This is a genomic window from Streptomyces sp. NPDC002138, from assembly GCF_040296485.1.
Classification (GTDB): domain Bacteria; phylum Actinomycetota; class Actinomycetes; order Streptomycetales; family Streptomycetaceae; genus Streptomyces.
This window is the reverse complement of sequence record NZ_JBEOXE010000094.1, coordinates 1-25,468: the sequence shown is the minus strand read 5'-3', so window position 1 is coordinate 25,468 and position 25,468 is coordinate 1. Positions and strand designations below refer to the sequence as shown.

The following is a 25,468-nucleotide window of genomic DNA, read 5'->3' as shown; positions in this document are numbered from 1 at the left end:
GCGGGGGGGGCCCCGGGCCCCCCCCCCCCCCGGGGGCCCCCTTCGTGCTGTGCGGGTCCGGTTCCGGGTCGGGACCGCGCGGGTCTCAGTGGTCGGAGTAGTTGAAGTCGCCCACGGTCCAGGCGCTCACATCGGCGAGGGCGACGCGGTACATCCCGCCCGTCTCGGGGATCCCGGTGCTGCCCTGGAGGATCCTCGCGACGTGGAAGTGCAGGTGGGTCGGTGTGTCCCCGGGATCCCCGGCGCGGTCCGCGCCGGGGGAGCCGAAGAGGCCCGCGAAGGGGCCGAGGCGGGCCGAGTCCGTGAGGACTTCGACGACGCGCTGGCGCCACACGGCCTCGGGAGCGAGCCGCCCCGTGATGACGGCGCCACCGGCGACCACGGTCAGTGACATCTGATTGCTTTGCTCCGACTCGACCTTGGCGGCGATGGCAACGAGCAGTTCGTCAGGGTTCGACATGAACCCAGATTCTAGCCAGGGCCCGGGCCGGGCCCGCTCCGTTCCGGACGCCGAGCGCCCGGATACCGAGAGCCGACTGCGGCGCAGTCCGGAAGATGGTGTTGAATTTCCCTCGGGGCCCCGGTGCCGTACGGCGCGAGGGGCCCTCGACGCGTCATCCGCGTTACCTACACGAGGTGAAAGTGACAGCAGAGAACTCACTCGGACGTCTCGACGACGACGACTACCCCGCCTACACCATGGGCAGGGCCGCAGAGATGCTCGGCACCACGCCGAACTTCCTCCGCGCGATCGGCGAGGCCCGTCTCATCACGCCGCTGCGCTCCGAGGGCGGTCACCGCCGCTACTCGCGCTACCAGCTGCGCATCGCCGCCCGCGCCCGGGAACTCGTGGACGGAGGCATGGCCGTCGACGCCGCCTGCCGCATCGTGATCCTCGAGGACCAGCTGGAAGAGGCGCAGCGCATCAACGCCGAATACCGGCGGGCGGCAGGTGGGCAGAACGACGCCTGACGCGGCCCGGCGCGCCCGCCGGGCCGGTGGCCGGCCCCGCGCGCAGGCGGCCGGAGGCACCGGGGTGGCAGAGTGGACGCCATGTGTGGCCGCTATGCCTCGACCCGTGCCCCGGCCGACCTCGCCGGGATCTTCGACGCCCACTGGGACGCCGGTTCCGGTGCGGCGCCCGCCGCGAGCTGGAACGTGGCGCCCACCGACCCCGTGTGGGCCGTCCTCGCGCACGCCGACCGCGAGAGCGGCGCGGTGGAGCGGCGGCTGCGGGCGCTGCGCTGGGGCCTGGTCCCCTCGTGGGCCAAGGACCCGGGCGTCGGCTCCCGGATGATCAACGCGCGGGTCGAGACCGTCCACGAGAAGCCGGCGTACCGCAAGGCGTTCACCAAACGCCGCTGTCTGCTGCCCGCCGACGGCTTCTACGAGTGGCAGCCCGTCCCCGCCACCGGCCGGGCGAAGGCGTACAAGCAGCCGTACTTCATCGCGCCCGAGGACGGCGCCCCGATGGCGATGGCGGGGCTCTACGAGTTCTGGCGCGACCCGGCCGTCGCGGACGCCGACGATCCCGCCGCATGGCTCACCACCTGCACGATCATCACCACCGAGGCCACCGACGCCGCGGGCCGCGTGCACCCGCGCATGCCGCTCGCCCTCCACCCTGACGACTACGGGACCTGGCTCGATCCGGCCCACCACGACACCCACGAGCTGCGCTCGCTGCTCCACACCCCGGCCGACGGCCGCCTGGCGGTGCGGGCGGTGTCCACGGAGGTCAACAGCGTCCGCAACAACGGCCCCCGGCTGCTCGACCCGGTCGCCGGGGTGCCGCTTCCGCCTGCCGGGTAGTCTCGGCGTCACGTCGGCCGAGCGGCAGGGGAGTTGGTCCACGCCTGATGATCGCCGAAGTGTCCGTGGCAGCCGCCTGGTCGCTCGTGGCCGCCGCCGTCCTGATCAGGGTCCGGCCGGGGTCGCCGCCGGTGCGCGAACCGGGCCGCGAACGGCCGTCGCCCGTGGGCATCGGCCTGCTGCGCGGGGGAGCCCGGGGCGCCGCGCAGACGGCGCTGGTGGAGCTGTATCTGGCGGGCTCGGTGGAAGCGGTCCGGGGCCGGATGGTCCGGCGCGACGACAGCAAACCGCCGCCCCGGGGAAGCTCCGGCCTGGCGCGGGCGCAGTACGCCGTGCTCTTCGGCCGGTTGCACCCGCGCCGCCTGCGGAACATCGAGCGGGTGCGGCGGGCCGCCGCGGGGGAGGCCCGGGAGCTGGAGCGGGCCGGGCTGATGCGGTCGGGGCGGCGGATGGCCGCGGTCCGCGTGGTCCTGCTGCCGGTCTTCTGCGCGGCGCCCGCCGGGGCCCTCGCCGACCGGACGGCCGCGCCGTGGCTGTTCCTCGCGCTCCTCGCGGACGCCGTCGCCGTGGTCCTCGGGGCGCTGCCCCGCCGCACCCGCCGCGGGACCGCGCTGCTCGCCCGGCTGCGCCGCGAGCACGCCCGGGTCCGGCAGGCGTCCGCGCGCGAGCCGGAGGAACTCCTGCTGAGCGTGGCGCTGTTCGGGCCGCCGGCGCTGCGCGCGCAGCTGCCCCGGTTCACCGGGGAGAGCGGCCTGCTGACCCGGCCCCCGAGGGAGCCCATGGACCGCGGCGGCGGCGGTTCCGGCGAGGCGTTCGCGTCCTGCGGCGGGTAGGTGCCGCTTCAGGACGTCGACATCACGGTGTGTAGGCCTGCTTGCCCGCGCAGGTCCACACCACCGGGCTCCCGGAGATGGTTCCGGCCACCCGGTCGTCGTCCGACACGGCGAAGGCCCGGCCCTCGTCGATGTCCCGGCGGGGGACAGGAAGCGCCTTCACCAGTCCCGCACCCGTCTGGTAGGTCGGGACGGAAGGGTGCGGCTCGCTGCCCTCGAGGAACGTCCGGGCCGTTCCCACCAGCCGGTCGGTGGCCGGGCTGATTCCCTTCACCTCCAGTTCGTCGCGCACCGGGAGCTTCGGCAGCGCGGTCGGCGCCGCGCCGTAGGGCGCCTGCCACACGAATCCCTTCTCGTGGGCCCCGCCGTGGAAGGCGTCGACATCGGTGGCCGCGACCAGGCCGCGGTCGTCGATGCCCGCGAGCGTGGTGGAGCGGCTGATGTACGCCGGTCCGCTGGTCCGGAGCGCGTACGCCGGTCCGCCGCCCGCGGGCCAGACGACCGGATAGTTCTCCCAGATCTCCTGGCCCGAGCTGTCGGTGTAGTACGCGTTCGCGAGCCCGAGCACGTCACCGCGCTTGTTGATCCCGGTGACCTGCTGGACCGTGGTCGACGGGTCCACTCCCGGCGGTACCGGCAGTTCGCGGACCAGGGCGCCGTCCTGCCACTCCCTGGGCGTCAGACCGTCGAACCCGGCGATCCGCCCCGCGTCGTTGACGCTGATCCCGGCGTACGGGCCCCGCGCGGGCGCGGTCAGCAGGGTCACCTGCCGGTCCCCCTTGCGGTAGCCGAACAGGACGTGCTCCTGGTCGTTCGCCCGGTCCAGCACTCCGACCATGAGGCCCTTGGCGTTGATCCCGCGTACGCTGCCCTTCGCCCAGCCGGCCGGCAGCGGCACCCGGAAGACACGGGTGCCCTCCCAGAACGCGGGGACGTCGTCCGACGCGCCCACCGTCCGGTCCGAGGTGCCCAGCGCGTACGGCTGGGTGGCCTTGCCGGTCCCGAGGACCGCCAGCTTCTTGACGGCCGGTCTGCACGCGGCGCCCACCGCGGCGTCCCGCGCCCCCGGCTCGGCCGCGCCGGCCGGTCCCGCCACCGCCATCAGCCCCGCCAGTGCGACCGCGGCTCCGGCCGCGGACATGGTTCTCCTCATGATTCCCCCAGTTCGTGACACGTACGGTCGAAGAGGGCCCCGGGTCTTCCGGAACCCTCTTCGTGGTGCGGGGCCGTCCCGTCTGCACCCCCGTGTCAGGCGAGACGGCCCCGGTTCTGGGGGCCCGTCAGGCGCGGAGCGCCGGGGCCGTGGGGGGTGCGGGCAGGACCCGCGCGAGCAGCTTCGCCACCGCGATCACGGTCCGGTCCGCCAGGTAGGGGCCGATGACCTGGACCGAGAGGGGCAGACCCTCGTCGGTCGTTCCGGCGGGCAGGACGACCGAGGGCAGGCCGACCGGTCCGGCGAGGTTGATCCAGCTCGTCTGGTCGAAGTACGGCCGCCGCGCGCCGTCCACCGTGATGAACCGCTGGGGAACGGGCACGGAGGTCTGGTCCGGGACGGCGGCCGTCGGGGCGGCCGGAGTGATCAGGACGTCGTGCCGGGTGAAGTAGTCGGCCCACGCCCGGCGCAGCTGCTGGCGGGCCTCGTCGGCGAGCGCCCAGTCCCGGTGCCGCATGGTCCGCGCGTGCAAGTACAGACCGCCGGGATCACCGGCCGGGATCGTGGCCGCCGCCTCCACCTCGGCGGCGAACGCCGCGTCCGTCGCGCTCGCGGCCGAGGTCGCGTACAGCAGCCGCTGGAACAGCCGGTCGCTGGTGGCGAAGTCCACGGGCCGGGCCGACTCGTCGACCTCGGCGCCGGCCTTGCGGACCAGGCCGGTCACCCGGCCGAGGAGCGCGCGGGTGGCGGCGTCCACACGGCAATAGGCGTCGTCGGCCCAGACGCCGACGCGGTACTGGCCGAGGCGGGCCTTCGCCGGAGCCGGCAGGTCGATCCTCCAGGCGGCGCCGTCGGCCGGGGCCGGTGCGGCGAGCACGTCCAGCAGGAGGTCCAGGTCCTCGGCCGTACGGGCGACCGGGCCCAGGGTCAGCATGTCGCTGCTGGTGGCCCAGTCCGGCGGGCGCGGGATGTGGCCGCGGGTCGGCACGACCGGGCTCGCGCCGCGGGAGGTGCGCAGCGCGTAGACACCGCAGTAGGCGGCGGGCAGCCGGAGCGAGCCCGCCAGGTCGGATCCGACTTCGAGGGCGCTCAGCCCGGTGGCGACGGCCGCGGCCGGGCCGCCGGACGAGCCGCCCGCCGTACGGTCCTCGGCGAACGGATTCTTCGTCGTCCCGAAGAGGGGATTGCCGGTCTGGATGTCCTGGCACAGGACCGGCACGTTGGTCTTGCCGAACAGGACGGCCCCGGCGGCGCGCAGGAGGGCCACCGCGTCGGCGTCCCGGGCGGGCACGTGGTCGGCGAGGTCGGGCGATCCGCACGTCGTGCGCAGGCCCGCGGTCTCCAGCGCGTCCTTCACGGTCATGGGCAGGCCGTGCAGGGCCCCGAGGGTGCGCCCGGTCCGCGCGAGGTGCCGGTCGGCCCGGTCGGCGGCGGCGCGCGCGCCGTCGACGTCGAGGGTGACCACCGCCGTGAGCCCCGGGTTCACCTTGTCGTGGTGGTCCAGGTACTGCTGGAGGAGGGCGCGGCTGGTGACGGCGCCCCGGCGCAGCGCGGCGAGCTGTTCGTGGGCGGGAGCCAGGTGCAGCGGGGTCGGGTGGGGGGTCTTCGCCCCGGCGCGCGGCCGGGCGTCCGCGGACGACGTCATGGCGGCCGTCGCGGCGACGACCGTCGAAGCGATGAGCAGGGTGCGGCGGAACATCACGTGCGGGCTCCTGACGGGGCGCTGTGGGGGTCGCGGGGTAGGGAGGCTTCCGGCGCGGGCGGAGGCGTGAAGTACGCGGCGACCCGCTGGAGGTGCAGCAGTTCGTCCTCGGGGGTGGCCAGCGGAAGCTCCGCGTCCGCGTAGTCGGCCGGGGCGTCGACCGGCTCCCCCGCGTGGTGCCGCGCGAGGGCCTCGCGTATCTGGTCGGCGGTGACGGCAGCGGCGAGCCGCGCACCGGTCAGGCCCTCCGCCGCGCGCCCGGCCTCGGAGCGGGCCCGGACGGCCGGATCCAGGTAGCGGCGCAGCAGCGTCTGGCCGCCGCGGATCTCCACGCGCCGCCGCAGCAGGGGGAAGTCGGCGCGGCGGCCCCGCAGGACCTCGTCGCGCTGGCGGACCGGGCGGCGCAGCGCGATGCCCGGGTCGGCCCGGTCCATCGCCGACCACAGGTGGCGCAGCCGCCAGTACCGCAGGTGCGCCGTGCACCAGTCGCGCACCGAGGCGGTCCGCTGGGCCAGGGTGGGCAGGAAGTAGCCGACCTGGGTGAGGGCGGCCCCGATGTCACCGCACAGCCAGGCGTACGGGTCGAGCGACTTCACGCTGAAGCCGAAGACCGCCCCGAAGACCGCGCTGATCCGGATCGCGCTGTACCCCAGCGTGATGACGGCGCCGACGCTGATCAGGCGCAGTCCGCGGGCGATCGACGGGCTGCCCGCGGTACGGGCGTACTTCCAGCAGGACCGGGTGAGATAGACCTCGGCGACGGTGTAGGTCGCGATGTAGAGCGTCAGGTAGGCCTGGAAGAAGGGGTCGTGGGCGTAGTAGAGCGAGAAGTCGGTGGGCCGCTGGGCCGCGGGCGTGAGCAGGACGAACAGGACGCCCATGCAGAGGATGACGGCGGCGGCCGCGGTGAGCAGCAGACGGCCGCGGCGCCGGGCGGCGGCGAGCGGCTTCGACCAGTGGGCCAGGACGGTGGCCTGCAGCGCGAAGACCAGGACCACACAGCTCTGGGCCAGCGGTACGGCGATGTTGGTGACACCGAGCGTGCTGTCGATGCGCACCCACACCCAGGTGAGGGAGATGGCGTAGCTGAGGGCGGAGAAGCCGTAGGTGAACGCCAGGGCGATCAGCGCCGGGTCGCGGCGGCTCTTGCCGAGGTCGCGCAGGAGGAAGAGGAATCCCGTCCCGGCGATCAGCAGGCACAAAGGGTGCAGTATGTCTTTCACGGGCTCGTATCCGGTTCAGCGCAGCAGCGTACGGGCTATGGGGTCGGTGTCCTGCGGGCCGCGGCGCGGCGTGCTCACGTGTTCCTGCAGGAGCGAGCCGAGCATCTCGGCTTCGAACTCCTCCGGGTTGTCGTACCGGGTCCGGCCGAGGACGAGCTGCACGGTGCTCGGGTCGATGTCGGTGATCAGGCCGCCGAGGGTTCCCGTGGAGAGCGACGCCTTGCCGCGGTGCCGTCTGAGCATGTGCGCGAACTCGTGGCCGACGATGATCTCGGCGTGCGGCCGGCTGATGCCGGTGTCGTAGAAGACGTAGTCCGTGGACTCGGTGGCGAGCCAGAGCCCGCAGGGCGCCGACGCGTCGAGGGCGTCCGGATCCGAGGTGTCGGGAGTGAAGGGCATGAGCCTGATCGAGCGGTCGAGCCGCTCCTCCATGAACGGCACCAGATCCAGCACGCTGTCGACGGCGGGGAGCCGCAACCCGTCGAGGAACGCCCGGCTGCGCCGCTCCACCTCTAAGGCTTCGGCGGCTCCGATGGCTCCGGCGGTTCCTGAGGTTCCGGCGACGGGGCGGCGGTCGCGACGGCGTCGCCACATGAGGCTTCCTCTCGGTGTCGGCGGACGGGTGCGTGACGGACGGCTGCGGGTGCGTGTCACGGCTTCTTCTCACCGGTCGAGGGCAGCCCCTCCTGCTCCCGCACCACCTCGATCGCCTCGAGGACCTTGCCGAGGCTCTTCGCGGACAGACCGATCGAGCGGAGGGCGATCTCCTTCACGCCCGCCTGGCTGAGCTTGCGCAGCAGCTCGAACTGGTCGGTCACCTTCCGGGTGACCTCGTCCTCGACGAAGTAGCCCGCCTCCACGCCGAAGAACCGGGCGAAGAGGGGGACGAGCGTGATGGTCGGCGTCCGTTCGCCCTTGCGGAGCATGCCGACGTACGCGCCGGTGCAGCTTTCCTTGCCGTACGAGGAGATCGTCCGGGCCACGTGGGCGTTGCTGAACTCCTTGGCGCCGGGCGGGCGTACGCGGTCGAACAGGTAGTTCAGGCGATCGCTGAACGGCGCCCCCGGACCCGGAACGGGTGCGGGGCACCTTTCCGGCGTCCCGGTGTCCGGACGCTCGTCTGCTGGTTCCACGGTGCTGCTTCCTCTCGACCGGCCTAAACTATAGTTGATGGCCCGTGAGAGGGAAGCCCCGTTTTTTCTCGGACGGCGCAGTGCGGGGAATCAGGCCAACAGGTGGCCGAAAGAAGCCCGGTTGGGGTGCCGGCCGGCGCTCCGGCGCGGCGGCACGGCACGACGAGAGCCCGGATACCGACGGGGGTGCGGTATCCGGGCTCTCGCGACCAGCTTAGTCGGGGGAGCGTGGATATCTCCATCTCCCTCCGCGAAGGACGGGAATTGACCGGCCGTCAGAGCCCGCCTGTGCGGGGACCGGTGGGTACGAGTCGCGCGCGGCCCGGGCTCAGTGCGGCAGGCGCGAGCCGCAGCGCGAGCAGTAGAGGGCGCTCCGTTCACCGGCGATGCGGCCGCAGTCCGGGCAGACCCGGTCCAGCAGGCAGGCCGCCTCGCCGCCCTCGTCCGTGTCCGGTACGCCCGCTGTGCCCGCTCGGCCGCCGACGCCCGGAGCGGGGGTGATGGAGAGGCCGGGGCGCCGGGTGTGCACGGTCACGTAGAGCATCCCCGCCGGACCCGCGCGGAGGGACCTGCGCGCGCTCCGGGGGAGCCAGAGCACCGTACGGGCGCCCAGCGCGGTGCCGCGGCCGCCCGGGGAGCCGAGCTCGCCGGCGCCCTCGAGGACGATCAGCAGCACGTCGAGGACGGTGTCGGTGTGCTCCGCGATGACCGCGCCCGGCCGGAGCCGGACGAGGTTGGCGTCCAGCCCCCGGGGGTTTTCGGCCAGCCGCCACAGCACCCCGGCCGTCTGCGGGTCCGCGGCCGCGACCACCGATCCCAGATCGGCGAGGACCCTCGCGGGCCCGCCCGGTGGATTCGGCGTCGGCGTCGGCATCGCCATGTGGGTCTGTCCCCCGTGTGTCGGAAGCTGGGTCCGGTCAGTCATACACCCTCCCCGGCCGCCCGGGCCGCCCGCCGGATAGAGTCGCCGATGGATGGCGTGCGCCCCGACCGGGAGCGTGCCAGGTCACAGCGGCTGTGGATCACATGGCTCGCCCGCGCGGCACGGACCGTTTCCACCCCTGCGCCCGCCCGTCAGGCCTGCCGGCCGTCATTCCCGGAGATCGTTCCCATGCGTGCCGACGCCCCCACCGCCGAGCCCCACGCGCACCCGCATCCGCATCCGCATCCGCAGGCTGCTCCGGCCGACCCCGGGCCGGGCCGCCGTACCGTACGGGCGCAGGCCCCCGCGCGGCCCGGACCCCTCGCCGCGCTGCACACCACCAGCGCCCTGACCGCCGTACTCCTCGGCCTGGTCGCCATCGGCGCGATGATCCACGAACCCGTCCTGATACCGCCCCTGGCCGCCAGCGCCGCCCTCGTGCACAGCGTCCCCACGCTGCCCCTGGCCCAGCCGCGCAGCGTGATCGTCGGCCACTTCCTGGGGGCCGTCACGGGGTACGGAGTGCTCGCCGTGGCGGGCAGCTGCGCCTGGGCGGCCGCCGTGGCGGCCGGTGTCACGCTCGCCGTGCTCATGACCGCCCGGACGCCGCACTCGCCGGCCGTCGCCACGTCGGTCATCGTCGTCCTGCAGCACCCCGAGCCCACCCGGTTCGTGCCGCTGCTGCTGGGCGCGACCGTGCTCCTGGTGGGCGCGGGGTGCGCCGCCTCGCGGGTGCGGCCGAAGGCGCCGAAGTACCCCGCCTACTGGTGGTAGGCGGGGTACGCGCGACGGCGGATCAGCCGTCGATGCGGTGCTGGGTCCAGAACGAGGTCAGGTCCGTGGCCGTGACGGCCTGGGCGGCCGCCTTGAACTCGGCCGTGGTCGAGACGCCGTACCAGTGGGACGCGGCGTAGTCCTTGAGCAGCTTGGCCATGACGGCGTCGCCGAGGACGCGCCGCAGGTCGTGCAGGGCGCACTTGCCGTAGCCGTAGACGACGGTGGAGTACCGCGACGAGTGGGCGTCCCAGTAGCCCATCGAGTTGGTGATCTTCTCCGCCGTACCGGACCACGAGACGCTGTTCCAGCAGCTCGCGCCGGTCTTGTTCTGCGCGAGGTCGGTGGCGTAGTCGGTGAAGGCCTCGTCCAGCCAGGGGCTCGTGTACTCGTCGTCACCGACGATGCCGTACCACCACTGGTGGGCGATCTCGTGGGTCAGCGCGGTGGTGCTGACCAGGTCGAGGACGAATCCTGGGTACTCCATTCCGCCGAACCAGTAGTTGTTGTCGATTACCGCGTCCAGCTCGCCGTACGGGTAGGCGCCGAACCGGGCGGAGTGGGCGTCCACGGCGGACTTGGCGGTGGTCAGCATCGACTGCGCGTCGGCCGAGCTGATGCCCGAGACGGAGTAGACGTTGACCGGGGTCCCGGCCGCCGAGGTGCCGGAGATCTTGCTGAAGGGTCCGGCCGCCCACGCGAACTCGCGGACCTTGGTGGCGGTGGCGGTGGTGATCGTCCGGCCGCTGGTGCCGGGGGTGTCGACGGATCCGCCCGTGGCCGGTACGAGCAGGCCGCTCGGGTGGTCGAGGGTCACCTTGAAGTCGGACGCCAGCGCGTAGAAGGACTCGCCGTTGTTGGTGTACGGGTCCAGGTGCCAGCCCGCCCCGTCCCTGACCGCGAGCACCGGCAGGGCGTTGCCGACCATGCTGAAGGCGCCGTCGTAGCCGAACCGGTCGGCGCCGCTGGGCACCGTGATGCCGAGGTCGAAGCCGATCGTGGCGCTCTGCCCCTGGGTGAGCGGCGTCGGCAGGGTGATCTGGAGGGCCGTGCAGCCGACCGAGAGGGCGCCCGCCGTGCCACCGGTGACGTTGGTGACCGAGATCGGCATGGCGGCGCAGGTGCCGTGGTAGTTGTCCCACAGCCTCAGGTACACCTCGCTGAGCGCGGTGGCCGAGGCGTTGGTGAAGGTCGCGCTCTCATGCCCGGTCCAGCCGGTGCCGCTCGTGTTGCTGGTGAGGTTGACGGTGTAGGAGGGCGCGGACGGCGTACGGGTGGAGTCCCCGGGCGGCGTGGTGCCGCCGGAGGTGTCGAGGGCGACGTCGTCGACCACGAAGCTCGTCTGCAGGCTGGAGTCCTCGGTGCCGGTGAAGGCGAGGGTCACGGTCTGGCCCGCGAACGCCGACACGTCCAGCGACTTCTGTACGTAGCCGGTGTTCTTGTCGAGGTTCGAGTACGTCGCCAGCGTGGTGCTGCCGATCTTCGCCGTCAGCTTGTCGTACTTCGTGGACGAGGTGGTCTCGGCCGTGTCGATGTGCAGCCAGAAGGTGAGAGTGGCGGTGCTGCATCCCGCCGGGATCGTGACGCTCTGGGAGAGCGTGTCGGTGTGCGTACTGCCGACGCCGTTCAGCCAGGCGAAACTGGTGCCGCCGTGGGCGCCCTGCCCCGTGCGGTTGGTGATGATGCCGGTCTGCGACTGGGTCCAGGGCGACGTGCCGCTCTCGAAGCCGCCGTTGGCGACCACTTGGGCCGGGGTGCAGGCGGCTGCCACGGGCGCCGTCCGGGGTGCGGCCGCGGCCGGGGTGCCGGAGAGCGTGGCGGCGGTCAGCGCCGCGACGGCGAGTGCGGTCGCGGCGAGGGTCTTGTGGGGGGTCGGTCTCACACGGAACTCCTTTGAGACGGCCGGGATTCCGGCCTGCTCGGTGGCGGCCCGGCCGGGCTTGGGTGGGCCGGTGGGCAGCCGCGGGCTGCGCGCATCGCTCGCGCGATCGCTGGGGTGAGATGTCTGGCACGTCCCCCTGGGTCAGGGGACGCAGGCGGAAGCCTGGCAGATTTGACCTGGGCATGCCATCAGCGGCAGGTAAAGGTGTTCCCTCTTCCCCTCTCTTGCTCCCCGCGCCCTGTCTCCTGTCGAAGTCCCGCTGATGCAGAGGCTGTTGCCGATACGTCCGCCACGTCACGCGGTGGTACGGGCAGTGCGGGCGGCAGGGCGGCAGGGCGGCCGGTCGGCAGGGCGGCCGGGGTCGGAGCGCGTGCGGGACGCGGTCTTCCAGCCCCCGCCCAGGGCGCGCTCCCGCTGACCCGGTCCGCACCCAATGGCGCACCCGGGTTGCGAGGGGCCGCGGGGGCTGTTGGGTTGGCACAGTGACCGCGCGGCCGACCGGGGCCGGGCGGCCGGGACGAGCGGAGACGCGTAGTGGCCAAGGCCTATCTGGTGGGCGCGGGCATCGCGTCCCTGTCCGCGGCGGCGCTGCTGATCAGGGAGGGTGCCTTCGCGGGCGAGGACATCACGGTCCTGGAGGCCCAGGACCGTACGGGCGGAAGCCTCGACGCGGCGGGCGACCCGGACCACGGGTACACCATGCGCGGCGGGCGGATGTTCGAGCTGCACTTCGAGTGCACCTACGACCTGCTGAGCTCCATCCCCTCCCTGGACGCGCCGGGCACCTCGGTCACGGAGGACACCTTCGCCTTCCACGAGGACTTCGCGTGGAACGACAAGGCCCGTCTGGTCGACTCCACCGGGCGGCCCGTCGACACCCGGTCCATGGGGTTCTCCGAGCGCGACCGGCTCGACCTGGTCGCCTGCGTGGCCACCCCGGAGTCGCGCCTCGACGGCAAGCGCATCTCCGACTGCTTCGCCCCGGAGTTCTTCACGACGAACTTCTGGTACATGTGGTGCACGACCTTCGCCTTCGAGCCGTGGCACTCGGCGATCGAGTTCCGGCGCTACCTCAACCGGTTCGTGCACCTGTTCAAGACCTTCGACACCATGTCGGGCATCTACCGCACCCGCTTCAACCAGTACGACTCGATCGTGCGCCCGCTCCAGGCCTGGCTGCGGAGCAAGGGCGTCCGCTTCACCCTGAACACGACCGTCACGGACGTGGAGCTGGCCGACGGGGACGGGATCACCGCCACCGCCCTCGCCTGTACGCGCGACGGCGCGGCCGAGCGGATCCCCCTCGCGCCCGATGACCTCGTCTTCGTCACCAACGGGTCGATGACCGCGAACTCGACCCTCGGGTCCACCGACACCCCCGCCGCCCTGGACACCTCGCCGCCGGACGCCTCATGGCGGCTGTGGCACACCCTCGCGGCCAAACGCCCCCACCTGGGCGACCCCTCGGTCTTCGACTCCTCCGTCGCGGACTCGACCTGGGGGTCCTTCACCGTGACCACCGAGGACCCCACGTTCTTCAAGGCCATGGAGGAGTTCTCCGGCAGCGAGGCCGGCAAGGGAGGCCTGATCACCTTCAAGGACTCCGGCTGGCTGCTGACCATCGTCCTCAACCACCAGCCGCACTTCCACGAGCAGCCCGACGACACCTACGTCTGGTGGGGCTACGCCCTCTTCCCCGACAAGGTGGGCGACCACGTGGGCAAGACGATGGCCCAGTGCACGGGCCGGGAGATCCTGACCGAGGTGCTCGGGCACCTGCGCCTCGCGCAGAGCGAGCAGATCCTCGAATCGTCGGTCGTGCGGCCCGCGCTGATGCCGTACATCACCAGCCAGTTCCTGGTCCGCAAGGCCGGCGACCGGCCGCGGGTCGTCCCCGAGGGCTCCACCAACCTGGCCTTCATCGGGCAGTACGCCGAGGTCCCCGACGACGTGGTGTTCACCGTCGAGTACTCCGTGCGCACCGCCTGGACCGCGGTCGCGGAGCTGCTCCACCTGGACCGGCGTCCGCCGCCGGTCTACAAGGGCGGCCACGACCCGAAGGTGCTGCTGGAGGCGCTGCACACGATGCACCGCCGCTGAGCGGGGCCCCGCCCGCCCTGCACACCCGTCCCACTCATCCCACCTGTCCCACCCGTCCGGCCCCCGGCCCTCGCGCCGGGGGCCGGACGCGTACCCGCCGTGCCCGTGCCGCCCGCCCCGCTCGCCGCGGCCGACGCGCCCGGCAGCGACGCCCCGCCGTCGCCCGCCTGGCGGACCGTCAGCCGACGCTCCGTCACCCCATCGGTGTGCCTGCCTCGCGCGTCCCCCTCCGATCAGCCAGGGTGTCGATCATCGGCTGCTGCCCAGCCCGCCTGCCCGGCGTCGCCCGGCGGGCACCCACTCCCTGCCCGGAGGACACCTTGCAGAGCCCGCCCTCCCCGCCCCACCCCACCCGCCGCCACGTCGTACGGGCCGGGGCCGGAGCCGCGGCCGTGCTCGCCGTCGGCGCCCGTGCCGCCACGGCGACGGCGGCCCCCGTCACCACCGCCCCCGCACCAGCACCCGGGCCCGCCGCCCCCGCCGCTTCACGGGCCGCGGCGCAGGCCCTGCCCCTGCGCGTCGACACCACCACCCAGGGCGACGTCCTCGCGGGCTTCCGCAAGGACCACGTCTGTCTGCTCCTCATCCACTTCCACGAGGCCCCGAAGGGCCGCGGCTGGCTCGAGCGGCTCGTTCCCGAACTGTCGACCACCGATCAGGTGACCCGTTTCAACAGCGACTTCAGCGCCGCGCGCCACCTCCGGCACGGAGTCGACCCCTCCACGATGTCCGTCCTGTGGACCGGCCTGAGCCTCACCCACCCGGGCCTGCGCGTGCTCGCGGGCAAGGACCCCTTCCCCGCCGTCCCCGCGGGCAGCACCGCCGAGGCCTTCCGTGAGGGCGCCGCCGCCCGCGCCGAGCAGCTCGGGGACACCGGGGACAGCGCCCCGGACGCCTGGCTCTTCGGGGCCGCGGTTGACGACGTACACGCCGTCCTCACGCTGGCCGCCGACGACCCCAAGAGCCTGGCCGGGGCCGTCGCCCGGCACCGGCGCTCCCTCGACGGCGCCGGGGCCGAGGTCGTCTTCCGCCAGGACGGCGCGACCCTGCCCGGCGCGTTGCGCGGACACGAGCACTTCGGCTTCCTCGACGCGATCAGCCAGCCCGGCGTCCGCGGCTTCGATTCGCCCGACCCCGCGAACGCGGCGGCCGTCCGGGGCAAGCCCGGGACCAGGCTGCTCCCGGCCGGCGAGTTCCTGGTCGGGCACGAACGCGTCGACCACCGCCCGGCCGGACTGCCCGTGTGGGCCACCGGCGGCTCGTTCCACGTCGTACGGCGCCTCGCCCAGGACGTCCCCGGCTGGTGGCAGCAGGCCGGCGAGTGCCTCGCCGAGCTGAAGAGGTCCGGCGCGGCGCCCGCCGACGCGGACCCGACCTGGCTCGCCGCCCGTATGGTCGGCCGCTGGCCCCACGGCGCGCCGGTCGCCAGCTGCCCCGCCGCCGAACGCGTCCCGCTGCCCGGCGAGGACATCGACGGCTTCCTCGACTTCCACGACGACCCGCAGGGCTGGACCACGCCCCTGTTCTCGCACATCCGCAAGAGCAACCCCCGCGCGGGACTCACCCCGGCCCCGGGACGCCCGCCCCTGCCGGCCTCCGCCCTCGACTCCCGCCGCATCATCCGGCGCGGCATCCCCTTCGGCCCGCCCCACCTGCCCGGCGGCGGTGACGGTGGTGGCGGCGCCGGTGACGACTCCCGCGCCCGGGCGGCCTCGGCCGGAGAGGCGGCGCGCGGGCTGCTCTTCATCAGCCACCAGGCCGACCTCGTCGAGCAGTTCGAGTTCATCGCGAAGCGCTGGATCAACAACGCCGACTTCCCGCCGGGCCGCCATCCGGTCCCCGGCGTCGACCCGGTCATCGGGACCGGCTCCGCCGCGGCCTTCGAATGCTCCTCGGAGACCGGCAGCCGCGCCACCACCCTCGCCTTCCACCGGTACGTCCGCACCGAGGGCACCGTCTACTCCTTCACCCCCTCGATCCCCACCCTGCGCGCCCTGGCCGCGGGCAGGCTCGACACCAACATCGAGGTCCATCCGGGCACCGTGCTGCGGCCCGGGGACGTCCTGGACGCGGGCGCGGTCCGTCTGAGTCTGGAGAAGGGCGGCGACCTCGTCCTGCGCGACGGCGACGGCCGGGGGGTGTGGAGCGCGGGAACCGACGGAGCGGGCGCCGAGGCGCGGTTCTCCGCCGACGGTGAGCTGAGCGTCCTGACCGAGGCCGGGGAAGTGAGCTGGTCCTCCAAGACCGCCGGCCACCCGGGCGCCCGCCTGCTGGTCCGCCCCTCGGGCGACGCGGTCATCCTCCAGGGGAACACCACGCTGTGGCAGGCCGCCGAGAAGGCCGGGGCGCACTGATTCCAGGAGCCGCCGGGACCGCACCACGACGGTCCCGGCGGCTCAGCCGCCCGCGGGCCGGTCCGAGACGGACACCAGCAGCACGCGGGTGCCGGAGCTCGTCGCCCGCCAGCGGTGGAGCACCCCGCCCGTCAGGTAAAGGGTGTCGCCCCGCTCGAGGCGGTAGGTCCGCCCGTCCGCCTCCACCTCGGCGGTGCCGTCCGCCACGTACATCAACTCGTCGCCCTGGTGCTGGAATGCGCGGTCGGCGTGCTGGGCGCCGGTGAACTCCAGGGCGTGCATCTGATGGTGCCCGCGGACCAGCGGGCGTACCCCCGCGTCGGAGGCCAGGCCCGCGTCGTCCCGGGCCCGGACCACGTCGACGCGCCGGTCGCCGGCGTCGGCGGCGGCGAGCAGTTCGACGGCGGTGGTCCGCAGGCCGTCCGCGATGCGCTGGAGCGAGCGCATGCTGGGCCGGGCGCGCTCGTTCTCGATCTGGCTGAGGAACGGGACGGAGAGGCCGCTGCGCTCCGCCACGGCGGCCAGGGTCAGATCGAGGGCCCGCCGACGGCGGCGCACGGCGCCGCCGAGTCCCGGGCTCCCCGCGTCGCCCGCCGCTGGTGTTTCCTTCATGATCGCTGCCCTCCCCGGGTCACCTTACGCGCGGCCGGGCGACGTTTCGTACGCCCGTCACACTGCTGACACACGACGCCTCTACCGTCGAACTTGTTCGAGAGAGTCAAAGAAAGTTTGAGGAGAGGCTGTCGTGCCCACCGTCGACCAGAATCAGCGCCGCCGCCGCGGCACCGGGCTCATCGCCCTGGATCCCGAAGGCGCCTTCGAGGGACTCACCCTCTACGCCCCGCTCACCGGCGGCGGCGAGGTGTACCTGGTGAACCTGCGCGGCGAGAGCGTCCACACCTGGAAGCTGCCGTACCGCCCCGGCCGCCACGCGCGGATCCTCCCCGGCGGCGACCTCGCCTACAACGGGGTCCTGCCCGGCCAGGAGGCCCTGTTCCCGATGTGGCACAAGTACCGGGGCGGCGTGCTCGGCGTCTACGGGCCCGACGGGACGGTGCTGCGCGAACACCGTGACCCGCTCCAGCACCACGACGCCCACCACCTCGACGACGGCGGCATCCTCTACACCGCCCTCGAACCGCTGACGGGCCGGGACGCGGCCGCCGTCCAGGGCGGAGTGGCCGGTTCCGAGGCGAACGGCACGGTGTGGGCGGACACGATCAAACAAGTCGACGCCGACGGGGCCGAGGTGTGGTCCTGGCGCGCGGCCGATCACCTGGACCGTGACGCGTACCCGCTGCACCCCGACTACGCCCGAGAGCACTGGCCCCTGATCAACTCCGTCGTCCCGCTCGCGGACGGCAACGTCCTCGCCAGCCTCCGCAGCGTCTCCGCCGTCGTGGTCATCAGCCGGGCGACCGGCGAGATCCTGTGGCGCACCGAGCCGGGCACCGTCTCCCAGCAGCACCACCCCACCGAGCTGGCGGACGGGAACCTGCTGGTCTTCGACAACGGGGTGTTCCGCCCCGGGCACGACGTCCCGTACTCGCGGGTGATCGAGATCGACCGCGGCTCCGGGAAGATCGTCTGGGAGTACCACGACCCCGCCAAGGAGTCGTTCTTCGCCCCCTTCATGGGCTCCGCGCAACGCCTCCCGAACGGGAACACGCTGGTCACCGACTCCCCGGCGGGGCGGCTCTTCGAGGTCACCGCCGAGGGGACGCTGGTCTGGGAGTACGTCGTCCCCCAGTTCGGCGGCTACGACGAAGCCGAGGTCCGCGGTCTCTTCCCCGCCGAGCCGAACGCGGTCTTCCGCGCCTACCGCTACGCGGCCGAGGAACTGCCCTGGCTGGAGAACGGCTCATGAGTACGCAGCCCACGCAGCCCCAGCGGCTCACGCCGGCCCCCGCGAGACCGCCCGCGCCGAACCCGGCGCCCGATCCCGCCGACGAGCGGATCCCCGTCCGGCGCCTCGCACCGCTCGCCGTCCAGCACGTCCTCGCCATGGCCGCCGCCCCCGTCTCCACCGTCTTCCTCACCGCCGGCGCCCTGCGGCTGAGCGCCGCGGCGACCGCCGCACTGCTCAGTTCGGTCCTCGTCCTCTCCGGCGCCGGATCGCTGCTGCAGTCCCTCGGCGTCTGGAAGTTCGGCGCGCGGCTGCCCTTCGTCATGCTCCCCGGCGGCGCCGCGACCGCGCTCTTCCTCCAGATCGCCAAGGACCACGGCCCGGCCGTCGCCTCCGGATCCGTCCTCATGGCCGCCGCGCTGCTCCTGGCGGTGGTCCCGCTGTACGCCCGGATCGTGCGGCTCTTCCCGCCCCTGGTCATGGGCGTCACCGTGCTGCTGATCGGGATCGCCATGATCCGCGTCGCCGCCCAGCTCATCGGCGGACCAACCGGGAACCCGGCGCCGCGCGCCGTCGTCCTGGCGGGCCTCACGGTGGCGGTGACCCTGGCCGCGTACCTCCTCCTGCGCGGCGTCTGGCGCCAGAGCGCGGTCCTCATCGGCATGGCGGCCGGAACCGTGCTCGCCGTGACGACGGGGCTCGGGACCTACTCACCCGTCACGGGCAGCGGCTTCTCCGTACCTCACCTCTTCCCCTACGGGGCGCCGCGGTTCGACCTCGTGGCGGCCCTGCCGCTGCTCGTCTTCAGCCTCACCACCCTCGCCGAGATCACCGGCCAGACCGTCCTCAACAGCGAGACCGTCGGACGCGCGGCGGACACCGGCCGCGACGTCCCGAAGGTCGCCCGGGCCGACGCGCTGACCTCGCTGTTCGCCGGGGTGCTCGGGACGTCCTTGATGGTGACCAGCTCCGAGAACATCGGCATCAGCCGCCTGACCGGGGTCCGCAGCCGCTACGTCACCGCCGCGGCCGGAGCTCTGCTCATCGTCCTGGGGCTGCTCTCCCCGCTGTCCCGGGCGGTCGCGGGCCTGCCCCCGGCGGTCGTGGGGGGATCCGCGCTCGTCGTTTACGCCGTCATCGCCCTGATGGGCGTGCGGATGCTCGCGCGCGCCGAACTGGGGGAGGGGAGTCAGTCGATGGTCGCGTCCCTCGCCCTGGCCGTGGGCCTGCTCCCGATCCTCGCCCCGAACCTCTACGGCGGCTTCCCGGGCTGGGTCCGTACGGTCCTCGGCTCCGGGGTGGTGGCGGGGACCCTGGCGGCGGTCCTGCTCCACGCCCTCTTCAGGGCGGCCGACCGGCCGGCGCGGACCGCCGCCGGGGGAGTGCCTCACCCCTCGACGACGCCCTGACGCTCCCCGCCGGTGTCGACGTGGCGGTCCAGGTACGGCTCCGGGCCGAGGGGGCTGTCGCGCGGCGGCGAGAAGACCTCGTCCCCGGCGCCGGGCCGCCCGTCGGCGGCCGCCTTCGCCGCCGTCACCGCAGGTCCGCCCATCGGGATGAGCTCCTGGTCTGTCGCTGCCGGAACGCATGACCGAGGTGATGCTGGAGCCGGAGGTGGCGGAACTGGTAGACCGCGCCGGTCTGGCGCAGTACGCCCCGGTGATAGGCGTCGTCGAGGAAGGCGACCATGTCCCAGGGCAGCTGTCCGGTCAGCGGGAGCCAGAACCGGGAGAGGACCATCCACTGTCCCCACGCGGTGAACGAGAGGGCGTACGCGGGCGCCCCGCCGAGCCCGGCGACCGCCCCGATGAAGAACCCGTCCAGCACGCTCCAGTTCAGCGGCCCCACGATCCCCTGGAGCAGGCCGACGATCAGGCTCCCGCAGAGGGCGATCGCGATGCTGAGCAGGGGCGCGAGGGCCAGGACCTGCCGGGTCACTGTCGCGCGGTTCGAGGCGAGCAGACCGACCGGGGTGGCCGCCGAGGCGATGTCCAGGGGGACTTCGAACACGGCCAGGAACCCGAAGACCAGCCCGGCGCCCGCGCCGAAGATCAGCCCGAAGGCGAGCATGTTGATGAAGGTGCCCTCGATCACCTCGGGATGGGTGAGCGGGATCCCGTCGAGCAGGGCGCGCTCCAGGGTGAGGGCGCAGGCGCACCCCACGCCCATCACGAAGGCGCCGAGCAGAACCGTCGCGAACCGGGCGGAGGACGTACGGACCGGCCCGCGGCCGGTGCCGAGACGGGGGGCGGCGCCCGCGGCGGTGGCGCTCCCGGTGCCGCGGCGGCCCCCTGGCAGCCGTAGCCGTACGTGGGACGGCTCGAAGATGCCGACCCCGAGGGCGGCCATGCCGCCGTACACGCAGCCGAAGGCCAGACCCGCGACCAGCCCCATCAGGGCTCCCCGCAGGAGGATCAGCGGGAGCGCCATGGGGGAGACCAGGAGACCGATCAGCCACTCGGAGGCGGTGACGCACAGCGCGGTGACCACGACGACGCACAGGACGCGGACCGCGAGCCGTACGGAGTCACCGATCTGCCACCACGCGAGGTCCTGCCGGTCGCGGTCGAGGTGGACGAGGTGGTGGGCGAGGTAGCCGAGCCAGCGCTCGGCGTGCTCCGGCGACCGGTTCCGCTCCCGGCGGCGGTAGCCCCCGGGGACCCGCTCGGGGACGCGGCGCCGGTAGACGGTGGGGACGAAGCCCGCCAGCAGGTGGTCCTCGACGGCGCCGCCGGTGGGGAAGCGCGCGGAATCCAGCAGCTCCGCCGGGTCCCGGCCGGGCGACTCGCTGTACATCGTCCGCGCCAGGATGACCATGAGCGGGGTGGTCAGCACCCCGGCCAGGTTCGCGCTCGCCTCGGTGCCGCCGTCCCGCAGCTCCTCCAGGACGGCTTCCCACACGGGTGCGGGTGCGGATTCCGGTGCGGATCCGGCGCCGGTCCCGGCGCCTCGGGCCGTCCGGGGCAGGTAGGCGGCCAGGTCGTCGAGGGTGAGGTCGGTGAGTTCGATGCCGGCCGCCCAGACCAGGGGCGACCCGGCCGCTGCGACGGCCTCCGCGAACTCGTCGCGCCGGCTCGTCAGTACGAGCGGCAGCGATACGGCGTTGAGCGCCAGGAGCGCCTCGGGCCGCAGCCCTTCCGCGATCTCGTCGAAGCCGTCCAGGACCGGGAGTACGAGGTCGGCGTCGACCAGGGCCGCGGCGAGGGTCGACCCGCTGGGGACCCTGCGGTTCAGGTACGGGTGGTCCCGGAGCAGCCGCTCGACCAGCCAGTCCCGCAGCGCGACGGCCGTCGGATCCCAGGAGCCGAGGCTGAAGACGACCGGCACCCGGTCGGCGGGAGCCGGGGCCCGGAGGAAGTCCAGGACGAACCTGATGGTGAGGATCGACTTGCCCGAACCGGCCCGCCCGAGCACCACCAGCCGACCGGAGGGTATCCGCCGGTAGACCTCGGCCACGCTGCGCAGGTCCCCGCTCAGGTCCAGGCCGTCCGGCGACTCACCCGGCTGCACCCGCTCGATGTTCTCCGAACCGTCCGTCAGCCGGGCGGGCGTCCGCTGCCACCGCACCGGGAGCGGGTACGGATCGTGCACCCGGCGGTTCTCCTCCTCGCGCTGCCAGCGGCGCCGTACCTCCCGGGCCAGTTCCTCGGCGGCGTCGGCGAGCGCACCACGCGCCGGCGGCGGCGATGCGTGCGGCGCCGGCGGAGACGGCGGTTCGGCAGGCCGCTCCGGCTGCGGCTGGGGCTCCGGCTGCGGTTCGGCGGCCGGTGCGGTCCGGGCTCCCTTGAGCGAGGCCGCCATCAGGCGGCGGTCCTCGGCCCCGGCCTCCAGCGCGTCCGCCAACAGGTTCAGCGTCCCCAGCCGGTGATCGCGGGCCCGGCCGTTCTCCAGCCGGCGGATGGTGCTCACGCTCACGCCGGACCGCTCCGCCACCTGCTCCTGGGTCATCCCCGCCCGGGCGCGCAGCCGACGCAGCACACCGCCGAGCTGATCCGTCACGTGAACACCCCTCTGCCCCTGAGCACGGCCGACGGCGAGCCTACCGTGACGACCGGTCACATATGGCCGGTGGTACGCCCTGTCCCCCGCCCCGCGCGAACAGCAGCATCGGGGGCAACAGGAAGGGGAGCGACATGTTCGGCAGGAACCGCAAGGACGAGGGATCGATTCAGCGGAAATGGATCGGCGGTGACCGCGAGGCCTGGCTCCGGTACGAATGGCACGGCAGCGACGCCCGGCTCTACGGCGCCTGTCTCGTCGCCCTGGCCAAGGCGTGCGGGGACGAGTGGAACACCCTCAGCGAAGGGGAGCAGAAGGGGGTCGTCGAGTTCTTCGCCGCGACGCGCCCCACGCGGCAGGGGACGTACGTCGAGGCCCTCGACTACCGCATCGGTCTCGGCCCCGGGCTGAAGAGGACCGGCGGGAAGATGCTCGCCGCCCTCGAAGCGGATCCGGAGGCCGCGGAGATCATGATGAGGCGGCTCGAAGCGGGCCTGTGACCCGGACCCGGCGCCCTGGCGGGACCCGGACCCGATCGGTCAGGAATGGAGAAGCACCGGCGGGCCCCCCACGCCTAGCGTGAAGCACATGGACATCACACTCTCGCAGTGCTTCATCGCCGTCGACGACCACGACAAGGCGCTCGCCTTCTACCGGGACGTACTCGGTCTGGAGGTGCGCGCCGACGTCGGGGCCAAGGACATGCGCTGGGTGACGGTCGGCGTGCCGTCCCAGCCCGACGTGAACATCGTCCTCGAACCGCCCCTCGCCAACCCCCACGCCTCGGCCGCCGACCGGCAGGCGATGGCGGAACTGCTGGCCAAGGGCCTCCTGCGCGGCGTCATCTTCGCGACCGAGGACTGCGACGGCGTCTTCGAGCGCATCCGCGCCGCCGGGGGCGAGGTGCTCCAGGAGCCGATCGACCAGCCGTACGGCGTCCGGGACTGCGCGTTCCGCGACCCCGCCGGCAACATGCTGCGCTTCACCCAGCCGCGCGGGTAGTACTCGGGCGCCCCGACAACGCCGCGAGGCGCGGCGCCGGGCGACGCAGGCCGGGCAAGATCCGGAAGAGACGGCCTGGCGGCGGCGGGCTCCGCGCCCGTTCCGCACGGCATCCCGGATCGGGTAGACAGAAGCCCGGCCGGACAGACGAAGGGCCGGCCGGGCAGTGGACCGTTGCCGCGACCGCGCCGACGCAGCAGACATGGAGAGACGATGAGCAAGGCCACGACGGCGGACGCGCAGTCGCCCGCGCCGCACGGCGGCGACAGCCACGACCTGATCCGGGTGCACGGCGCGCGCGTGAACAACCTCAAGGACATCAGCGTCGCGATCCCCAAGCGCCGCCTGACGGTGTTCACCGGCGTGTCCGGCTCGGGCAAGAGCTCGCTGGTGTTCGGCACGGTCGCCGCGGAGTCGCAGCGGCTGATCAACGAGACCTACAGCGCCTTCGTCCAGGGCTTCATGACCACCATGGCGCGCCCCGACGTCGATGTGCTGGAGGGCCTGACGACCGCGATCATCGTCGACCAGCAGCGGATGGGCGCCGACCCCCGCTCCACGGTCGGCACCGCCACCGACGCCAACGCGATGCTGCGCATCCTGTTCAGCAGGCTCGGCAAGCCGACCATCGGGCCGCCCGGCGCGTTCGCCTTCAACGTCCCCTCGGTCCGGGCCAGCGGTGCCATCACCGTCGAGCGCGGCGCCAAGAAGACGGTGAAGGCGACCTTCCACCGCACGGGCGGCATGTGCCCGCGCTGCGAGGGCCGGGGCGCGGTCTCCGACATCGACCTCACCCAGCTCTACGACGACTCCAAATCCCTCGCCGAGGGCGCGTTCACCATCCCCGGCTGGAAGTCGGACAGCTTCTGGACCGTGCGCGTCTACGCCGAGTCCGGCCTCCTGGACCCGAACAAGCCCATCGCCAAGTTCACGAAGAAGGAGATGCAGGACTTCCTCTACCGGGAGCCCACGAAGGTGAAGGTCGAGGGAGTGAACCTCACCTACGAGGGACTGATCCCCAAGATCCAGAAGTCGATGCTCTCCAAGGACCGGGAGGCGATGCAGCCGCACATCCGGGAGTTCGTGGACCGGGCGGTCACCTTCACCACCTGTCCCGAGTGCGACGGCACCCGGCTCAGCGAGGCCGCCCGGTCCTCGAAGATCAAGAAGATCAGCATCGCCGACGCCTGCGCCCTGCAGATCAGCGACCTGGCCGAATGGATCCGGGGCCTCGACGAACCCTCGGTGGCGCCGTTGCTCGCCACGCTGCGGCAGACCCTCGACTCGTTCACGGAGATCGGGCTGGGGTACCTCTCGCTCGACCGGCCGTCGGGCACGCTGTCGGGCGGCGAGGCGCAGCGCGTCAAGATGGTCCGCCACCTCGGATCCCCGCTCACCGACGTCACCTACGTCTTCGACGAGCCCACCACGGGTCTGCACCCCCACGACATCCAGCGGATGAACGGCCTGCTGCTGCGGCTGCGCGACAAGGGCAACACCGTGCTCGTCGTGGAGCACAAGCCGGAGACCATCGCGATCGCCGACCACGTCGTCGACCTCGGCCCCGGCGCCGGGGCGGGCGGCGGCTCCGTCTGCTTCGAAGGGACCGTCGAGGGCCTGCGGGCGAGCGGCACCGTCACCGGCCGCCACTTCGACGACCGCGGCGCCCTCAAGGAGACGGTCCGGCGGCCCGGCGGGACGCTGGAGATCCGCGGCGCGCGCACGCACAACCTCCAGGGCGTCGACGTCGACATCCCGCTCGGGGTGCTGACCGTCGTCACCGGGGTGGCGGGCTCCGGCAAGAGTTCGCTCGTGCACGGCTCGATCCCGCCCGGCGCGGGCGTGGTCCGGGTCGACCAGGGCGCGATCCGCGGCTCGCGCCGCAGCAACCCGGCGACGTACACCGGACTGCTCGACCCGATCCGCAAGGCCTTCGCCAAGGCCAACGGGGTGAAACCGGCGCTGTTCAGCGCCAACTCCGAGGGCGCCTGTCCCGCGTGCAACGGCGCCGGGGTCGTCTACACCGACCTGGCGATGATGGCCGGCGTCGCCAGCGTCTGCGAGGAGTGCGAGGGCAAGCGGTTCGACGCGTCGGTCCTCGACCACCACCTCGGCGGCCGCGACATCAGCGAGGTGCTCGCGATGTCGGTGACCGAGGCCGGGGAGTTCTTCGGCAGCGGCGAGGCCCGTACGCCGGCCGCGCACGCCGTCCTCGTCCGGCTCGCCGACGTCGGCCTCGGTTACCTCAGCCTCGGCCAGCCGCTCACCACCCTGTCCGGCGGTGAGCGCCAGCGGCTCAAGCTGGCCACCCACATGGCCGAGAAGGGCGGGATCTACGTCCTCGACGAGCCGACCGCCGGCCTCCACCTCGCCGATGTCGAGCAGCTGCTCGGTCTGCTCGACCGGCTCGTGGACTCCGGCAAGTCGGTCATCGTCGTCGAGCACCACCAAGCGGTCATGGCCCACGCCGACTGGATCATCGACCTCGGCCCGGGCGCAGGCCACGACGGCGGCCGGATCGTCTTCGAGGGCACGCCCGCCGACCTCGTCGCGGCCCGCGGCACCCTCACCGGTGAGCACCTCGCGGCGTACGTCGGCACCTGACCGCCCGCTCGGCGCCGGGCCCGGGCCGGGGCCTGGGACGCCGGGGAGGCGCTGCGGATGTTCGAGGGCGCCCTGCGGACCGACCCCGCGCAGGCGGAGGCCCGGGGCGGGCGGGCGCGGGCGCTGGCC

At 73.3% G+C, this 25,468-nt stretch carries 22 protein-coding genes; 11 read left to right on the top strand and 11 right to left on the bottom strand.

Annotated features, from left to right (window positions below):
* Window positions 1–85: 85 nt before the first annotated feature.
* A complete protein-coding gene (locus ABT084_RS34975; RefSeq protein WP_351052983.1) occupies window positions 86–460 on the bottom strand; it encodes a hypothetical protein in 375 nt (124 codons plus the stop codon).
* 182 nt (window positions 461–642) lie between these two features.
* Here ABT084_RS34975 and ABT084_RS34970 point away from each other — a divergent pair, with 182 nt between their 5' ends.
* The 3 genes from ABT084_RS34970 (at window position 643) to ABT084_RS34960 (ending at window position 2,645) form a co-directional block, all read left to right on the top strand.
* A complete protein-coding gene (locus ABT084_RS34970; RefSeq protein WP_351052981.1) occupies window positions 643–972 on the top strand; it encodes a MerR family transcriptional regulator in 330 nt (109 codons plus the stop codon).
* An 81-nt stretch (window positions 973–1,053) separates the two neighbouring features.
* A complete protein-coding gene (locus ABT084_RS34965; protein ID WP_351052978.1) occupies window positions 1,054–1,812 on the top strand; it encodes an SOS response-associated peptidase in 759 nt (252 codons plus the stop codon).
* Window positions 1,813–1,859: 47 nt separating this feature from the next.
* Window positions 1,860–2,645, top strand: a complete 786-nt coding sequence (locus tag ABT084_RS34960) for a TIGR04222 domain-containing membrane protein (protein ID WP_351052975.1) — start codon at window positions 1,860–1,862, stop codon at window positions 2,643–2,645.
* 22 nt (window positions 2,646–2,667) lie between these two features.
* On the opposite strand, the gene ABT084_RS34955 is transcribed toward ABT084_RS34960, so the two are convergent.
* From ABT084_RS34955 to ABT084_RS34930, 6 genes are all read right to left on the bottom strand, one after another.
* Entirely contained in the window at window positions 2,668–3,786 is a 1,119-nt protein-coding gene (locus ABT084_RS34955; protein ID WP_351052972.1) for a hypothetical protein, read from the bottom strand.
* Between the two features lie 139 nt (window positions 3,787–3,925).
* Entirely contained in the window at window positions 3,926–5,497 is a 1,572-nt protein-coding gene (locus ABT084_RS34950) for an amidase family protein (protein WP_351052969.1), read from the bottom strand.
* Window positions 5,497–6,723 (bottom strand): MAB_1171c family putative transporter, encoded by a 1,227-nt coding sequence (locus ABT084_RS34945; protein ID WP_351052966.1) that lies wholly within the window; start codon window positions 6,721–6,723, stop codon window positions 5,497–5,499. Before ABT084_RS34945 ends, ABT084_RS34950 begins: the two co-directional genes overlap by 1 nt.
* Window positions 6,724–6,738: 15 nt before the next feature.
* Window positions 6,739–7,317, bottom strand: a complete 579-nt coding sequence (locus ABT084_RS34940) for a hypothetical protein (RefSeq protein WP_351052964.1) — start codon at window positions 7,315–7,317, stop codon at window positions 6,739–6,741.
* A gap of 56 nt (window positions 7,318–7,373) precedes the next feature.
* Window positions 7,374–7,856 carry a hypothetical protein gene (locus ABT084_RS34935; RefSeq protein ID WP_351052961.1) on the bottom strand — a complete coding sequence of 161 codons (483 nt, stop codon included), beginning with the start codon at window positions 7,854–7,856 and terminating at the stop codon, window positions 7,374–7,376.
* Between the two features lie 328 nt (window positions 7,857–8,184).
* Complete coding sequence (locus ABT084_RS34930; RefSeq protein ID WP_351052959.1) at window positions 8,185–8,736, bottom strand: cupin domain-containing protein; 552 nt, start codon at window positions 8,734–8,736, stop codon at window positions 8,185–8,187.
* A 231-nt stretch (window positions 8,737–8,967) separates the two neighbouring features.
* Between ABT084_RS34930 and ABT084_RS34925 the strand changes: the two genes are divergently transcribed.
* A complete protein-coding gene (locus tag ABT084_RS34925; protein WP_351052957.1) occupies window positions 8,968–9,552 on the top strand; it encodes an HPP family protein in 585 nt (194 codons plus the stop codon).
* Window positions 9,553–9,574: 22 nt separating this feature from the next.
* Here ABT084_RS34925 and ABT084_RS34920 read toward each other — a convergent pair whose 3' ends face one another.
* Complete coding sequence (locus ABT084_RS34920) at window positions 9,575–11,434, bottom strand: M1 family aminopeptidase (protein ID WP_351052954.1); 1,860 nt, start codon at window positions 11,432–11,434, stop codon at window positions 9,575–9,577.
* Window positions 11,435–11,968: 534 nt separating this feature from the next.
* Between ABT084_RS34920 and ABT084_RS34915 the strand changes: the two genes are divergently transcribed.
* Complete coding sequence (locus ABT084_RS34915) at window positions 11,969–13,534, top strand: oleate hydratase (protein ID WP_351052951.1); 1,566 nt, start codon at window positions 11,969–11,971, stop codon at window positions 13,532–13,534.
* A 320-nt stretch (window positions 13,535–13,854) separates the two neighbouring features.
* Window positions 13,855–15,888, top strand: a complete 2,034-nt coding sequence (locus ABT084_RS34910) for a peroxidase (RefSeq protein WP_351052948.1) — start codon at window positions 13,855–13,857, stop codon at window positions 15,886–15,888.
* Window positions 15,889–15,930: 42 nt separating this feature from the next.
* Here the strand turns inward: ABT084_RS34910 and ABT084_RS34905 are convergent, their stop codons facing one another.
* The gene (locus ABT084_RS34905) at window positions 15,931–16,500 is read right to left on the bottom strand and encodes a helix-turn-helix domain-containing protein (RefSeq protein ID WP_351052946.1); all 570 of its coding nucleotides are present in this window, start codon (window positions 16,498–16,500) and stop codon (window positions 15,931–15,933) included.
* Window positions 16,501–16,633: 133 nt separating this feature from the next.
* Here ABT084_RS34905 and ABT084_RS34900 point away from each other — a divergent pair, with 133 nt between their 5' ends.
* Both ABT084_RS34900 and ABT084_RS34895 read left to right on the top strand, forming a co-directional pair.
* On the top strand, window positions 16,634–17,755 hold the full coding sequence (locus tag ABT084_RS34900; RefSeq protein ID WP_351052944.1) for an arylsulfotransferase family protein: 1,122 nt from the start codon (window positions 16,634–16,636) through the stop codon (window positions 17,753–17,755).
* The gene (locus ABT084_RS34895; RefSeq protein WP_351052941.1) at window positions 17,752–19,143 is read left to right on the top strand and encodes a uracil-xanthine permease family protein; all 1,392 of its coding nucleotides are present in this window, start codon (window positions 17,752–17,754) and stop codon (window positions 19,141–19,143) included. Before ABT084_RS34900 ends, ABT084_RS34895 begins: the two co-directional genes overlap by 4 nt.
* Here ABT084_RS34895 and ABT084_RS34890 read toward each other — a convergent pair.
* Both ABT084_RS34890 and ABT084_RS34885 read right to left on the bottom strand, forming a co-directional pair.
* A complete protein-coding gene (locus ABT084_RS34890) occupies window positions 19,122–19,286 on the bottom strand; it encodes a hypothetical protein (protein ID WP_351052938.1) in 165 nt (54 codons plus the stop codon). The two genes, ABT084_RS34895 and ABT084_RS34890, sit on opposite strands and share 22 nt — an antisense overlap.
* A complete protein-coding gene (locus ABT084_RS34885) occupies window positions 19,268–21,733 on the bottom strand; it encodes a helix-turn-helix domain-containing protein (protein WP_351052936.1) in 2,466 nt (821 codons plus the stop codon). The genes ABT084_RS34890 and ABT084_RS34885 overlap by 19 nt, the downstream gene beginning before the upstream one ends.
* Before the next feature lie 134 nt (window positions 21,734–21,867).
* On the opposite strand from ABT084_RS34885, the gene ABT084_RS34880 reads away from it, so the two are divergent.
* The 3 genes from ABT084_RS34880 (at window position 21,868) to ABT084_RS34870 (ending at window position 25,339) form a co-directional block, all read left to right on the top strand.
* On the top strand, window positions 21,868–22,233 hold the full coding sequence (locus ABT084_RS34880) for a hypothetical protein (RefSeq protein ID WP_351052934.1): 366 nt from the start codon (window positions 21,868–21,870) through the stop codon (window positions 22,231–22,233).
* Window positions 22,234–22,321: 88 nt separating this feature from the next.
* The gene (locus ABT084_RS34875; RefSeq protein ID WP_351052932.1) at window positions 22,322–22,735 is read left to right on the top strand and encodes a VOC family protein; all 414 of its coding nucleotides are present in this window, start codon (window positions 22,322–22,324) and stop codon (window positions 22,733–22,735) included.
* Window positions 22,736–22,948: 213 nt separating this feature from the next.
* Window positions 22,949–25,339 carry an ATP-binding cassette domain-containing protein gene (locus ABT084_RS34870; RefSeq protein ID WP_351052930.1) on the top strand — a complete coding sequence of 797 codons (2,391 nt, stop codon included), beginning with the start codon at window positions 22,949–22,951 and terminating at the stop codon, window positions 25,337–25,339.
* The last annotated feature ends 129 nt before the right edge of the window (window positions 25,340–25,468 follow it).